General features: G+C 59.9%; 19 protein-coding genes and 1 tRNA gene. 8 read left to right on the top strand and 12 right to left on the bottom strand.

Annotated features, from left to right (window positions below):
- Positions 1-120: 120 nt before the first annotated feature.
- Entirely contained in the window at positions 121-930 is an 810-nt protein-coding gene (locus tag ACTIGF_RS00325) for a TIGR02391 family protein (RefSeq protein WP_439634974.1), read from the top strand.
- Here ACTIGF_RS00325 and ACTIGF_RS00330 read toward each other — a convergent pair.
- Positions 927-1,139: a hypothetical protein gene (locus ACTIGF_RS00330; protein WP_439634975.1), complete on the bottom strand. Its 213-nt coding sequence runs from the start codon at positions 1,137-1,139 to the stop codon at positions 927-929. The genes ACTIGF_RS00325 and ACTIGF_RS00330 overlap by 4 nt on opposite strands.
- 617 nt (positions 1,140-1,756) lie before the next feature.
- On the opposite strand from ACTIGF_RS00330, the gene ACTIGF_RS00335 reads away from it, so the two are divergent.
- Positions 1,757-2,305, top strand: coding sequence for a hypothetical protein (locus ACTIGF_RS00335; protein ID WP_439634976.1), 549 nt, complete (start codon positions 1,757-1,759; stop codon positions 2,303-2,305).
- A 112-nt stretch (positions 2,306-2,417) separates the two neighbouring features.
- Here ACTIGF_RS00335 and ACTIGF_RS00340 read toward each other — a convergent pair.
- The 11 genes from ACTIGF_RS00340 to ACTIGF_RS00390 form a co-directional block, all read right to left on the bottom strand.
- Positions 2,418-2,492 (bottom strand) — tRNA-Met (locus ACTIGF_RS00340).
- A 148-nt stretch (positions 2,493-2,640) separates the two neighbouring features.
- Entirely contained in the window at positions 2,641-3,552 is a 912-nt protein-coding gene (locus ACTIGF_RS00345; protein WP_439634977.1) for a hypothetical protein, read from the bottom strand.
- 4 nt (positions 3,553-3,556) lie between these two features.
- Entirely contained in the window at positions 3,557-3,853 is a 297-nt protein-coding gene (locus ACTIGF_RS00350) for a hypothetical protein (protein ID WP_439634978.1), read from the bottom strand.
- Between the two features lie 82 nt (positions 3,854-3,935).
- Positions 3,936-4,865 (bottom strand): hypothetical protein, encoded by a 930-nt coding sequence (locus tag ACTIGF_RS00355; RefSeq protein ID WP_439634979.1) that lies wholly within the window; start codon positions 4,863-4,865, stop codon positions 3,936-3,938.
- Positions 4,855-6,342, bottom strand: a complete 1,488-nt coding sequence (locus tag ACTIGF_RS00360) for a DnaB-like helicase C-terminal domain-containing protein (protein WP_439634980.1) — start codon at positions 6,340-6,342, stop codon at positions 4,855-4,857. The genes ACTIGF_RS00355 and ACTIGF_RS00360 overlap by 11 nt, the downstream gene beginning before the upstream one ends.
- Complete coding sequence (locus tag ACTIGF_RS00365) at positions 6,335-6,949, bottom strand: MT-A70 family methyltransferase (protein ID WP_439634981.1); 615 nt, start codon at positions 6,947-6,949, stop codon at positions 6,335-6,337. The genes ACTIGF_RS00360 and ACTIGF_RS00365 overlap by 8 nt, the downstream gene beginning before the upstream one ends.
- Complete coding sequence (locus ACTIGF_RS00370) at positions 6,946-7,143, bottom strand: hypothetical protein (RefSeq protein ID WP_439634982.1); 198 nt, start codon at positions 7,141-7,143, stop codon at positions 6,946-6,948. The genes ACTIGF_RS00365 and ACTIGF_RS00370 overlap by 4 nt, the downstream gene beginning before the upstream one ends.
- Positions 7,144-7,329: 186 nt before the next feature.
- Positions 7,330-7,839 (bottom strand): hypothetical protein, encoded by a 510-nt coding sequence (locus ACTIGF_RS00375; RefSeq protein ID WP_439634983.1) that lies wholly within the window; start codon positions 7,837-7,839, stop codon positions 7,330-7,332.
- Complete coding sequence (locus ACTIGF_RS00380) at positions 7,839-8,393, bottom strand: hypothetical protein (protein WP_439634984.1); 555 nt, start codon at positions 8,391-8,393, stop codon at positions 7,839-7,841. The genes ACTIGF_RS00375 and ACTIGF_RS00380 overlap by 1 nt, the downstream gene beginning before the upstream one ends.
- A 53-nt stretch (positions 8,394-8,446) precedes the next feature.
- Entirely contained in the window at positions 8,447-8,908 is a 462-nt protein-coding gene (locus ACTIGF_RS00385; RefSeq protein ID WP_439634985.1) for a hypothetical protein, read from the bottom strand.
- A 94-nt stretch (positions 8,909-9,002) separates the two neighbouring features.
- A complete protein-coding gene (locus tag ACTIGF_RS00390) occupies positions 9,003-9,227 on the bottom strand; it encodes a helix-turn-helix transcriptional regulator (protein ID WP_439634986.1) in 225 nt (74 codons plus the stop codon).
- 103 nt (positions 9,228-9,330) lie between these two features.
- Here ACTIGF_RS00390 and ACTIGF_RS00395 point away from each other — a divergent pair, with 103 nt between their 5' ends.
- The 6 genes from ACTIGF_RS00395 to ACTIGF_RS00420 all read left to right on the top strand — a co-directional run bounded on the left by ACTIGF_RS00395 (position 9,331) and on the right by ACTIGF_RS00420 (position 11,590).
- Entirely contained in the window at positions 9,331-9,948 is a 618-nt protein-coding gene (locus tag ACTIGF_RS00395) for an XRE family transcriptional regulator (RefSeq protein ID WP_439634987.1), read from the top strand.
- Positions 9,949-10,046: 98 nt separating this feature from the next.
- A complete protein-coding gene (locus ACTIGF_RS00400; protein WP_439634988.1) occupies positions 10,047-10,358 on the top strand; it encodes a hypothetical protein in 312 nt (103 codons plus the stop codon).
- Positions 10,359-10,577 carry a hypothetical protein gene (locus tag ACTIGF_RS00405; RefSeq protein WP_439634989.1) on the top strand — a complete coding sequence of 73 codons (219 nt, stop codon included), beginning with the start codon at positions 10,359-10,361 and terminating at the stop codon, positions 10,575-10,577.
- Positions 10,577-10,846: a hypothetical protein gene (locus ACTIGF_RS00410; RefSeq protein ID WP_439634990.1), complete on the top strand. Its 270-nt coding sequence runs from the start codon at positions 10,577-10,579 to the stop codon at positions 10,844-10,846. The genes ACTIGF_RS00405 and ACTIGF_RS00410 overlap by 1 nt, the downstream gene beginning before the upstream one ends.
- A 103-nt stretch (positions 10,847-10,949) precedes the next feature.
- Entirely contained in the window at positions 10,950-11,462 is a 513-nt protein-coding gene (locus tag ACTIGF_RS00415; RefSeq protein ID WP_439634991.1) for a zinc-finger-containing protein, read from the top strand.
- Positions 11,459-11,590, top strand: coding sequence for a hypothetical protein (locus tag ACTIGF_RS00420; RefSeq protein ID WP_439634992.1), 132 nt, complete (start codon positions 11,459-11,461; stop codon positions 11,588-11,590). The genes ACTIGF_RS00415 and ACTIGF_RS00420 overlap by 4 nt, the downstream gene beginning before the upstream one ends.
- Positions 11,591-11,607: the final 17 nt, after the last annotated feature.

Here is an 11,607-nt window from a genome sequence, read left to right on the forward strand (position 1 = left end):
CGCGCAACTTCGTCAACCGGATCGGCTGACTGAATATCACTGATTAATTTCGCGTCTGAGGCTTCCACAGAAGCGCATAGCGCGATCTACTTGGTATCCAACCCATACCCGGAGATACTGATGGCTAGGAAAGCAGAACCTGCACAGAGGCAGGCGGTCTTGAACGCTGTGCAGAAAAGAAGCGCCATTACCAAGCTACGTCGCAGACTAGATGACCTTGCAGCATTTGATCCGAGTTCCATCAGGGATCGCAGCGATGTCAGAGTCACCCAACTCGAGCTTCGGCTTGAGCAGGCGATTGATAGCATTTTCCCGGTCGGAACGGTTGAGAACAACCGTTACAGATCAAGCGCCTCTACACTGGACAGAGCCGGGTTCAATTTTGGCTATGACACACCCCTTCATCAGATCATTTCTGGCATGGAGCGTGGCAAGTCACGCTGCATCGCCACAATCGAAGCTATCATCTCTGATTTCGAGGAAGATCTTGCCGGCGATAACGGTGAGAACCGCGAAAGCCAGGTGATCGCAGCATATCAAGGCTTGGAACTTCACCCCGCAATCCAAGAAGCCGCCAGCGCCCTGTATCTCGACGGGCATTATGCTCAGGCGGTTGAAGATGCGGTCAAAGCTCTGAACAACGTAGTTCGCTTAAAATCCGGCCTCATGGAAGATGGCAACCGCCTTATGAATGAAGCCTTCAAGAGGAATGATCCGGTTCTCGCCTTCAATGAGCTTCAGGATGAAAACGATCTGAGTGAGCAAGAAGGCTATATGTTTATGTTCAAGGGAGCCGTCAGTGGGCTTAGAAACCCTCGCGCCCACAGGCTTGTCTCTGACGATCCGGAGCGCGCATTGGAGTTCATCGCTTACGTCAGTCTCTTGGCGAAACTTGCGGAGAGCGCAGAAAAGCGCGCACCAAACGATTAATCACCGTTCCTCACAATACGAACGCAATGAAGCCCCTCCCGTTGCGCTTGCTTGAGCGCGGCTACGAACTGAAGGGCTGGATCCTCGGCGCCCTCGCGCACAGCGCCCGGCGTAGTGAGGGTCTGCTCGAAACGGCGAATGATCGAGGTCAGGTCGTTGAGCACGTCCTGTATGGGCTCGGCGGCTGCGCGCCGCTCCGCCTCGGTCATTGCCCCCGTCCCCGCAGGACCACCTGCCGGCGAGCGGCCACCCCTTCGAGTTGTGCGAGCCGGTCGGCATTGCGCTCATGCAGCCTGGTCTCGCACTGGCAGGTCGGGCCGTTTCTCTCGATCATCTTCACGATGGCTGACGCGTTCATGCCCTGGCCCTTTCCAAAGAAAAGCCCCAGAGGCCGAAGCATCCGGGGCAAGGTGTTGGGGAGGATGGGCGCAAGCCCAGATGAAACGGGGCCAGGCCCCGCAGGTTTCCTCGGGAGGAGGAACTGGTGTGACGGGCCGGTCATGACTTCCGGCTCCCTGTCTTGGTGCAGGCATTGCAGCACGGCTCCGACGAGCTTTTCGGATCGGTTTGCCAAGACAGGCTCAAATTCCCATAGGCTTCTGCTTTCAGCTCCGCCGTCACAGTGATCGGCTGGGGTCGAACCAGCACGCCGAGGCTCTATCCAGTTGAGCTACGATCACATTCACTGGTGAGTTCCGCCCTCGCGGAGAAACTGATCGGGGGTGAGCGGAGCGCGGGCTGGCGCGCATGAACTCCCCTCTGTTTCAGGTTGATCAGGTTCGCCTGTTAAGGAACACTCTGCATATCTTTGATGAATGGGGCAGATATGAGCGGGATCAAACAAGGCTTTGGCTTTGCATCAATGGCCATAGGCATGGTCGCAGCAGCCCTGGGGCTTTTCAACGCATCGGTCGACTTCTTCAGCCTCGATCTAGCACCGATCACGGAGCCGATTTACCAAGTCGTGGCCATCATGCCCAACTTGGTATCAGAATGGACGGCCAACTTACCCGGCTGGACAAAGCCAAGGGTCGGCATGGGAATATATGTGGCCCTATCTCCCATCATATACTTACATTCTTCAGCATTTGTAGATTTTAGCATTAACAAAAATAGATCAACACTTGAGGATCATGTTGAACATCACTCTACAAAAATAATGCTTTTTCTTATATTTTATTTAGGTTCACTAATTCCTAGGCTGCACTGGACGTTTATTATTGTCGCTATTCTTTTGCCCATTATGACTTACTACGATACTAAAGGATTAGAAGGACAGAGCACCGCCAGGTCACAACTTATAAATACATCACTATATTTAGTAGGTGCTTATATCGGATTCGCGACACTTTTGGCGCTAAACTACTATTATTGATCGCCATCGCCCCCGCAAGGAGTCCCGTTTCCGCCTTCGCGGAGAAACCGTTCGGGGAGAGCGGAGCGCGGGCTGGCGCGCTGGACACGGCACACGCTCTCCCCATGCCGTTTGGGAGCGGGGGCGGAATTCGAACCCGCGACCTCAAGGTTATGAGCCTAGCGAGCTTCCGCTGCTCCACCCCGCTATTCTGTGGCGCCGGATTTACCCGGCGAGTGCATGACCGCCTCCATCAGGGAAGTCTAAGCTTAACCGATACGGTCAATTACTTGACCGATTCCGTCAACATGGAAACGGGAATCACAGTTTCGCGGGGTGTGTCAACACTGCATAGGTTAACGCTCGGCGGCGGAAATCAGGCCAAAACGCTCGTATCCGTATGCGTGCACAAGTCGATCCAGTCCTGCGAGAAGGGCTTCAATAATCGTCGAATGATGCACGCCCCGCCCCCGCGCGACCTCAGCCGGCCTCTGCCCCTGCCCGCAAATCGCGTCGAGGATCTGCGCCTGGTTCTTCGTCACAGCCGCCAAGCCTTCACGGCGCCGGGTGAGTGCATGCAGCGTCCGCTCCTGTGCGCCCGTCCGGCTGGGGCTGCTGTCCACGCGATCGCCATATTCGGCTGAATACCCGGTCTGGCCGCAGGCGACTTCATAGTCCTCAGACCATAGGCGGGCAGCGCAATAGCGCAGATGCGGCCGCTCCTCTTCGCTGACGCGCGAGCCCTCAAGCGCCTTGGTCTTCATGCGGTTGGCCAGCCCCCCAGAGAGCCGCATGCGCTCAATCGGGTGTGATCCATCGAAGAAGACCAGCTTGCGGCCAACGCCTTTGGCAGGCATGAGGCTGAGGGAATCCACCTCCATCATATCCGAAGCGCGCCCGTCTCGCCCTGGCTCCCCGTAGCGAACGCGCTTGCGCTTGCCCGCACCTCCGCGCCCGGCCGCATCTGGTGTGCATGTGGCAGCGCCCACAGGTGAGACTGGCGCAGGCAGCTGGAAAGCGCGCGCCAGGGCTTTGAGACTGAAGGTACGGGACACGCCCTCCTCATCGGAGAATATGAGCTTCATATCCCCAGCAGGCAGTGGCGTGAATTCAGGCGCGAGCTCATACAGGGACCGGGGCTTGAGCGGCGCGGGCGCCTGAGCCTGCGGACGCCAGGCGCGCGGGGGCGTTGCCTCCTGCATGCGCGTCTCGTCCCAGAGGCCCGCACGCTTCAGGCCCGCAGCCAGATGGGGCTCATAAAGCTTCATGGCCTCACGCCTCCACCAAGCTGAGGGCGGCGCGCATATTCGCCACCCGCTCGCGCGTCCGCTCCAACTCGGCGCGGCGCGCGCGAAGGCTTGGCTCGATGAGGGCGCGCAGCTCCCCCGGCTTGGGCATGAAGGCGTGCTTTCCCCGCAGCCAGCGGCGGCATGCGAGCCGGATCAGATCCGCGGGCACATCCTCAAGCCCGGTCTTGAAACCGTTCCACCACGCCTTGACTGAGGCATCCCCACCCGCTGAGGCCTGTCTGGCGCTCTCGGGATAGGACGCGGCCAACATCTCGACCATGACAAGCCGTTCCTCGCCGTTCGCCGGGCGACTGGCACTCTCTGCGGCGGCCAGTGCTGTCTCAGCGTCCCGCAGTCGCGCCTCAGAAGGAGAAGCCAGAGCCGCCTGCTCGTTCGTGTTCAAGAAGCTCGCGACCACCCTGCCGGCGTCGTTCGACAGCGTCATCGAGTTTGCTTTTTGCTGCGCCATGATCTCGGTCATCGTATTTGCCCTCCAGGAGGCGGGTGAGCTTTGTGGGATTGGTGATGTCGTCGAAGTCGAGCTTCCAGCCGCTGTCGCTTTCGCCTCGGCAGAAACTCGATGCCGCGCCGTGTTGGCAGGCTCGCAGCCACTCGTCCCGCCCCACCTCGGCAATCCGCGCTTTCGCGCTCTTCCGGCGCTTGTCGGTGAAAACCCTGACCTCCGGCAGGCCAGCGGGGACGCAGACCTCTCGCCAGATCCGGAGCGCGAAATCCGCATCCGTCTCTCGATCCGGGTTGTCGGAAACAAGGGTTAGCTGCCGGTCCTCTTGAGGAGTCTCCGTCAGGAGACCCGAACCTTCTGAACTATCAGCTATGGACTCTATACTATGCGGTTCGGCGTCGTTGTTTTTCAGAGCGTTACCGTCTGAGGATTTGGAAATTTCCTGATTTTTTTCCGATTTTTTCCCGGAATTTTCTCCAGAATTTTCGCCGTTTTTCTGATTTTCACGGTTCTCCTCCCGCTTCTGCCTGGCCTGCGCGCGGAACTCGACCTCCTCCAGAGCCTTGTTCTGGATTATGCTGCCGCCCTCGATGATGATCTTCTTCTTGGTGACCAGAGCGGCCTTGACCTTGTTCCACTTGTTCCAGCCCAGACGCGCATACGCGGCCAGTGCGCGGTTGAAAGGCTCAGTGTCGGGGATGGGCCCGCCGAGGTCCGCGATCTTGTTGCAGATTTTCAGGTAAGCCACCTCTTCCTCGTGGGTGAGGATCATGCAGCCCCCATCCCATTTCTCGAAATTGAGCCGCCAATAGAAATCGTCACTGGCCATAGTCCATCTCCATCATGTCGGATTGGTCTGCGCCTTTGGATTGGAGAACGGGTATGTTGCCGATTGATCCCGTCGCCTCGCCAAACGTGAAGCGGTCGATCCCTGTGGGCCCGTCACGGTTTTTCAAGGTCAGGATCTCAACGCCACCCGCCGCCGCTCGACATTCCGCCTGCCAGTCCTGATAGGCGTCTTCGTCAGCGGGATCAGGCTCCTGCTGGTTCAGCCAATAAAGGGGGCGGTAAGGTGAGATGACTGTGCAGGCGTCATCCTCAACCCGGGCGCCCTCGCGCGCATCCCCCAGCTGGGGCCGTTTATTGTCCCGCTTCTTCAGCTCGCGCGTCACCTGCCCCAGCAGCAGGCCAGCAGCGTCATACTGGCTCAGAAGCTCGATGAACGTCTGGCTGACGAGCGCGTTCTGGTCGGTCTTGTTCATGCCGCCCGCGCCCTCCACGCCAACCTGACCCAGATAATCAATGATGATCAGGTCCAGGCCTCCGAGGGTCTTCGCCGCCTGCCGAACTCTAGCGCGCATGCCCTGTACGCTCATGGAGGACTGTGTCTCCACCAGCAGGTTCTCCATTTTCGAGAACTCGATCTTGAAACGCTCGGCCGCTTGCGCCTGGGTCTCGGTTTGGTGATCTGAGAGGATGCTGGCGCCATCAAGCCAGACGCCGGCGCTTGCCGCTGTCAGGCAGGTGAAGCGGCTGAGCATCTGCCGATTGGTCATCTCCCGCGTCCAGAAGAACACCCGATAACCCGCAGCCGCCGCATTGAAGGCAATGTTCGTCGCCGTTGCGGTCTTGCCCATGCCGGTGCCGCCGACGAGGAAGGTGTTCGCCTGACGGGGCAGCCCCCCCATAAGCCTCTCATCCAGCGCTGACAGCCCGGTCGGAATCGTGCGGGGAACCCCGCGCGCTTCCTCCGCGCGTTCACGCTCGAGCATCTGGGCGGGGGTCAGCTGCGTCGGCCCGCGCTTGAGATCATCCCTTGCTGAACCGATGCCTGACGCGAGATCCACAAACGAATCGATCATCGCATCCACATCGAGTTCATACGCCTTGAGATCACGTTCGAGATCGAGCCCCAAACGGTACAGAGCCCGGCGCCGGGAGAGGTCCTGGATGAGGCGCGCGTACTCCTTGGCCGCAACCGGCGAAGTGGCGTCCCGCATCAAGTCTGCGAGGTAGACAGCGCCGCCCAGCTTCTCGAACAGATCCGCCATCTCTTCAGATTGCGCCCACGTCTTCAGCGTGATGGCGTCTACAGTCGAACCCACTTCTATGTCTTCGACGGCAGTTTCGAAAATGGCTCCATGTATGTCTTCGCTGAAGTCGTCAGGTTTCAGCCAGTGCGTCTCTTCCAGAACTGAATTGTCATACAGCAGCGCGCCCAGATAGGCCTGCTCTGCTTCGATGTTGGCGAAGGTGAAATCCTTCACCGCAACCGGCTCCCCACGATGCTCGCCTTCTTCAGACATCTCCCTCTCCTTCAGTCACCGTTTCATCGTTGGAATTGAACTTTTCGGTTTCATTGCCCCACACATCCCAGCCCTTGCGCGATTGCCGCGAAAACAGTTCGAGAAGTCTTGGGGAGTGAATTCCCGCTTGGGGCGCAATCAGTCGCTCCGCCTCGGTAAAGGCCAGATCCGGCTTGCGGCTGTGTTCGCGCACGGGCGCCATCAGCGCCGAACGCACAGACCTTGAGAGCTTGGGAGAACCCATGCGACCAATCAGGAAAGGCTCGTTGGCGCTGCGGAGCGCATACCCCGTCCCGAAGGCGAGCTTTGAGCCGGTCTTTGAAAGCTTCACCCAGGTTCCGGCCGTCACGAACGTGAAGCCCCAGCCCTTGAGGACATCAATGGCCTGATCCAGCATCGGGTTCGTCGCCCACAGCCAGAGCAGGCAATCGGGCGCGGCGAGCTGCTGAACCGGCAGGGCCCTGATGGCGTCGAGATCCATGCACTCGTATTTCGCGCTGGCGTTCTTGTGCTCGCCCTTCTTGGACCAGTTTTTGAACGACCAGGGCGGGTCCGCCATGATGAGGTCATAGCTGAAGGGGGCGAGGTCTCCGAAGGGCCAGCTCATACGATCCCAGCCGCCGCCTTGATGCGCCGCCACTGACCCAAGACCTTGTTCCGAGTGAAGGTCTGTTTGGGGAACTCACGTGACAGGATACGGGCCGCCTCGCCCATGCTCCGCCCCTCTCCGTGAGGTGGGATGTCGACCAGTTCGCAAAGCCTGAGATCGATCTTGTCCTTGAGTTTTTCGTCATGTGACATTTCCAGCTCCCTTTCTGAGGGTCAGGCCTTTGCGGATGTGGGTGAGACACCAGCCCCGCCCTTGGTTTTTCATGCTGAAGCCGACGCCCAGGACTGCCGGGCGATCACAGCCTTTCTCGAAGCAGCGGTAGGGGCCGGGGTGGACGAACACCGACCTCGCGCCCGAGGCGGATGCTCGCCGGGCCATCAGACCAGCGCCCCGGCGCGGTTGCGTATCCACACGTTGTCGAACGCCTTGGGAAACCGATGCTGGCAGGTCAGGAGAAAGACGCCGGCAGCGTCAGCCTCATCGCTATTGCCGGCGTCAAAGCCCCACCGGCGCGCGCACTTCACCTGCACGTTCGTCGGGGGCTTCTTGCCGCCCTTGCCGTAGAGCAGGGCCTTGATCTTCTGGTTATCCGCCTCAAGGCATGGAATGCCGTGTGCGAGCGCGACTTCCTCGATCTTCATGCAGAGCCCGTAGATCAGGCGCAGCGTGTGAAGGTTCAGCTTCCCAGAAGGACGGCAGGGCTTCTCGTAGGCGATGACCTCAACGCCTTCGAGCTGCTTGGAAAGCCAGACCCCGTAATTGCGCGCGGCGACGCCGTAGTCCTCACCGCACGCAGGGAGCTTGAAGCTGTAAAGGGAGACCGGACCTTCCGGCCTCCCCTTGCAGACGCCCGTGCGGGTGCTCGACTGATCGAGTGCCAACAGCATCAGGCAGGCTCCGGCTCTTTGGCCGTTTGAGCTTTAGAAGGCTTCGCCTTTGCAGCGGCCTTCTTGGCGCCCGGCATGGATTCAGCCAGACGCGTCTGACCGGTCAGGCGCCCCCGCAGGAAAGCCTGGTGATGCTCAGGCGGGCATTCAGACGGAGGTTCATGATCACGCCCGAGGAGCCCGGCAGTGACGCCGCGCGCCTCCCACTCTGTTTCCGAGACCTTGGGGTCTGACGTGTCAGCAGGCTCGAACATATCCGGCTGGGCGCCCACGGGCAGGTTCAGCCAGTTGCGATACCGGGCGCGGGTCTGCTCTTTCGAGCGGCTTTCGTTCCGCGTCCAGTCCGCTTCCTTGATCGCCTCATCCAGCAGGCCCAGCTCGATGCCTTCGGATTTGAACTTCTTCCGGACCTTGCTCAGAACGGCCTTGGCTTCATCCACCTTGGCCTGGGCGTTTGTGATCTCGGAAATGGCCTGCAGGAAGGTGTCGTGGCTGACATTGCCGTGAACATCGGCGCTGCCTCCATCATCTGCGTCCGTCACATTCTTCGCCATGTGGGTCTCCTTCATGACGGCGCCGCTGATGCCCGCGGCCGGCATCGCGCGGCCTATGAAGGCGCGTGGATCTCGTCGGTGTTCGCGTCTGGAATAGCTTGGACCGTCTCCAAAACCGCCTGAGACAGGCTCATCGCCTTGCGGGTCAGCTCAGCCTTTTCATTGACGCTCAGAGCCTTGCCGTCTTCACTTCCGGGGCTCAGCGCCCGGATGACTGACCGCTGCAGATCACTAGCGAGGTAGTCCGCTTCGGATGCGCAATTGAGCAGGCTTTCGATGGCTTCAACCGCCTCCTGGCGCGCCATGAAGCCGCTATAGATCCTCTGCCCGCAGTATCCTTCGAGCGTATCCATGACCTCGGCCGACATGGTCGCGCGATCGGTCTTGCTGGCATACGCGAAGAGTTGGGTGCGCCCGATCGAGACGAGATTCATCTCGAGAATGGCGTCCACACCGCCACACGCCTTGATAAGGCGGCTGGCCAGTTCAGCGTGTTGAAGGGGGTCGAGGCTCATGTCGTTCTCCGGACGTTCCCGCTCAAAGTCCGGCTGACAGGCTGAAGGGCCTGGCCGAAGGTGCGGGCAGTTGAAAGCTGGATGGAGAGCGCGCTCATGCAGGCGCACAGTCAGGATCAAGCGCATCAGCGCCCAGACCATAGAAATCGTTGGCCGAGACAGCCTCACCCGTTTCCTGATGAATCCGGGCCATGTCTTCTCGCCCTGGAATGGTGTGCCCATTCTCCCAAGACGAAATCGTCTTCGGAGTTGTGCTCAGCTTCTTGGCTAGTTCAGGCTGGGAGAGGCCTTGAAGCGTTCTCCATTCAGCGAGTTTCATGGCTCGGCCTCCTATACCGGTTCGGCATAGACATAACCGATACTGTTATGGGATTACAAGAGGCGTTGCGTCATAACCGCTTTGAACAACCGGAGCGGACATTATGAGCAGAATCGGTGAAGTGCGGCGCGCACGCGGCCTGACCCAGAAACAACTGGCGGCCATGCTTGAGGTCGATACCGTTTCGATCAGCCGTTATGAGAACGATGACAACAAGCTCACGCTTCCCCTTCTGCGTCGTATCGCAGGCAAGCTTGATTGCCGCGTCGTCGATCTGATCGATGAAGCAGATGGTGCGACAGCCACAGGTCACTCATCTCTTCCAGAATATGACATCCGCGCAGCAGCTGGTGGCGGCGCCCTGAATGACAGTGAGGAAGCCGTCGATCACTGGCTCTTCAGCGAAAGCCAGATGGAACAGCTTGGCCTCAGCCGTGGACCTGCCGGCATGATCAGGATTGTCGGTGACAGCATGGAGCCGACACTTCGCTCAGGCTCACGCGTCATCATCGACCGCTCTGATAACGACATTTCCACGCCTGGCATCTTCGTTGTCTGGGATGGCGCAGGCCTCGTGATCAAGCGCCTTGAACGCGTCTTCGGATCTGAGCCACGCAAGGTAAAGGTCAAGTCAGACAATCCCTTGCATGACGAATATGTCGTGCGTGAAGAAGACCTTCACGTCATCGGTCGCGCGCGTGTGGAGATTAAGCTCCTCTAGCCCGAACGGTTACGACTTAACAGAATCTGTTATTTTCACTGTTTACAACATAACCGTTTCGGTTATAGGGTTGGCTCAACCGATTAGGGAGAGCCAACATGACTGCACGCCTGAAAGCGGAAGAAGTCGCTGACCAGCTCAGCAAAGACGCCCGCGCCCTCATCAGCATTTTTCGAGGGTGCAAGCTCCGCGATACCTTCACCCTGAATGACGCGGTTGATCCGACCCCGGTCTTTGAACAGGCCTTCGCCGGAGCAGCGGATCTGAAGCAACACGGCCTCATTGGTGAGCCTGTTCAGATTCCGACTGATGACATTCGCTGCATCCGCAAGCTCGAATATCGCTGGACGCCCCTGGGCCTTGATGTCCGAGCGATCATGCTTGAGCGCTTGGCTGAGGAGGCGGCATAGATGTCTCACTTCACTCAAGCCCTTGGCAGTTTTCTCACCCCGGCAGTTCAACGCCTCGCAAATGTGATGGCCGGCGACCTGCCCTACCTGCGTCCCAGCGAGCCTGATGAGGCTGGCCGGTTCTTCATCACCGACAACTTCACAGGCCAGCGCTTCGCAGTGACGCTCAAGCCGGTCCCATCAGAGCCGAATGCGGCGCCCATCCGGGAGGTCGCATAATGGCTGCCCAGGACACGCCCGCCGCTCGTGTTGATCGCTGCAAGAACGGAATCAAGAACCAGCTCACAGCCATGGGCGAAGCTCTACGTGAAATGCGGCAAGGCCACATCTCCGCGCAGAAGGCTGAGCAGCTGATCCGCGACCGTCTCAAGGTCAGCCGAGAACAGCTGGACGCTATCGAAGCGCTTGTGAGTTCGGGCCTCTGCCCGCCCGCAAAGCGGACAGCCCAGGCCGCGGCGAAGACCGCAGAGCTTTTCAAGACCTCCTGAAAACCCGAACCCGCTGCACCCGCCCCCATGGGTCAGCGGCAGCCGGGGAGCGTTCCCCCTCAGCCTACAGACGCTCCCCGGCGCCTCCAGAATGGAGACGTCAATGCCCAAGCAATTCCGCAAGGCCGGAGAACTGCCCCCGTGCGCGCACTGCGGCCAGCCCGCACGCAAGACCACGGGTGAAGAGATCTACCTCAACCACCCCGATCTCGCAGATCGCATCATGTATGCGTGCGATCCATGCAAGGCCTATGTCGGCGCCCACAAGACCAATGGCGCGGCGCTCGGCCGACCAGCGAACGCCGAGCTGCGCAAAGCGCGTCAGGCCCTTCACGACAGGATGTTCGACCCGCTTTGGGAGAATGCGCCCGAGACGGGCGGTTACACGCCCGAGGATGAGGTCGCGCGAAAGCGCATCCAGAACGCGGCGCGCGCTCGCTGCTACGCCTTCCTCGGCGCGCGCATGAACCTCGCGCCTGAGCACGTCCACATTGCCGAGTTCGACGTCGAGCAATGCCGTGAGGCTTGGCGCCTGCTCAAAGGCGTCACCTACCCGCAAATCCGTGACTGGTCGAAGGCGCACAAGCGCGCGGCCGACAAGGGAGAGGCCGCATGAACCGCCCTCTCTTCCATCGCTTCCCCTTGACCATCGTCAACTTCTTCACCCCGCGCGGATGGCGCTGGCTCGCATACCTGACCCTCACCGGCTTTGGCCTGGCCCTGATCGGCCTCGCTTTCCGATGAGCTTCACCCCCACCAAG

The sequence above is a fragment of the Oceanicaulis sp. genome, assembly GCF_051859625.1.
Taxonomy (GTDB): domain Bacteria; phylum Pseudomonadota; class Alphaproteobacteria; order Caulobacterales; family Maricaulaceae; genus Oceanicaulis.

Excerpts from the sequence above, each read along its gene's own strand:
- ACTIGF_RS00345 (WP_439634977.1), bottom strand. The coding sequence starts at position 3,552 with ATGAAGCTTTATGAGCCCCATCTGGCTGCGGGCCTGAAGCGTGCGGGC.
- ACTIGF_RS00390 (WP_439634986.1), bottom strand. The coding sequence starts at position 9,227 with ATGAAACTCGCTGAATGGAGAACGCTTCAAGGCCTCTCCCAGCCTGAA.
- ACTIGF_RS00365 (WP_439634981.1), bottom strand. The coding sequence starts at position 6,949 with ATGAGCTGGCCCTTCGGAGACCTCGCCCCCTTCAGCTATGACCTCATC.
- ACTIGF_RS00355 (WP_439634979.1), bottom strand. The coding sequence starts at position 4,865 with ATGGCCAGTGACGATTTCTATTGGCGGCTCAATTTCGAGAAATGGGAT.
- ACTIGF_RS00415 (WP_439634991.1), top strand. The coding sequence starts at position 10,950 with ATGCCCAAGCAATTCCGCAAGGCCGGAGAACTGCCCCCGTGCGCGCAC.
- ACTIGF_RS00330 (WP_439634975.1), bottom strand. The coding sequence starts at position 1,139 with ATGACCGAGGCGGAGCGGCGCGCAGCCGCCGAGCCCATACAGGACGTG.
- ACTIGF_RS00405 (WP_439634989.1), top strand. The coding sequence starts at position 10,359 with ATGTCTCACTTCACTCAAGCCCTTGGCAGTTTTCTCACCCCGGCAGTT.
- ACTIGF_RS00325 (WP_439634974.1), top strand. The coding sequence starts at position 121 with ATGGCTAGGAAAGCAGAACCTGCACAGAGGCAGGCGGTCTTGAACGCT.
- ACTIGF_RS00410 (WP_439634990.1), top strand. The coding sequence starts at position 10,577 with ATGGCTGCCCAGGACACGCCCGCCGCTCGTGTTGATCGCTGCAAGAAC.
- ACTIGF_RS00360 (WP_439634980.1), bottom strand. The coding sequence starts at position 6,342 with ATGTCTGAAGAAGGCGAGCATCGTGGGGAGCCGGTTGCGGTGAAGGAT.
- ACTIGF_RS00380 (WP_439634984.1), bottom strand. The coding sequence starts at position 8,393 with ATGGCGAAGAATGTGACGGACGCAGATGATGGAGGCAGCGCCGATGTT.
- ACTIGF_RS00375 (WP_439634983.1), bottom strand. The coding sequence starts at position 7,839 with ATGCTGTTGGCACTCGATCAGTCGAGCACCCGCACGGGCGTCTGCAAG.
- ACTIGF_RS00335 (WP_439634976.1), top strand. The coding sequence starts at position 1,757 with ATGAGCGGGATCAAACAAGGCTTTGGCTTTGCATCAATGGCCATAGGC.
- ACTIGF_RS00400 (WP_439634988.1), top strand. The coding sequence starts at position 10,047 with ATGACTGCACGCCTGAAAGCGGAAGAAGTCGCTGACCAGCTCAGCAAA.
- ACTIGF_RS00395 (WP_439634987.1), top strand. The coding sequence starts at position 9,331 with ATGAGCAGAATCGGTGAAGTGCGGCGCGCACGCGGCCTGACCCAGAAA.
- ACTIGF_RS00420 (WP_439634992.1), top strand. The coding sequence starts at position 11,459 with ATGAACCGCCCTCTCTTCCATCGCTTCCCCTTGACCATCGTCAACTTC.
- ACTIGF_RS00350 (WP_439634978.1), bottom strand. The coding sequence starts at position 3,853 with ATGGTCGAGATGTTGGCCGCGTCCTATCCCGAGAGCGCCAGACAGGCC.
- ACTIGF_RS00385 (WP_439634985.1), bottom strand. The coding sequence starts at position 8,908 with ATGAGCCTCGACCCCCTTCAACACGCTGAACTGGCCAGCCGCCTTATC.
- ACTIGF_RS00370 (WP_439634982.1), bottom strand. The coding sequence starts at position 7,143 with ATGTCACATGACGAAAAACTCAAGGACAAGATCGATCTCAGGCTTTGC.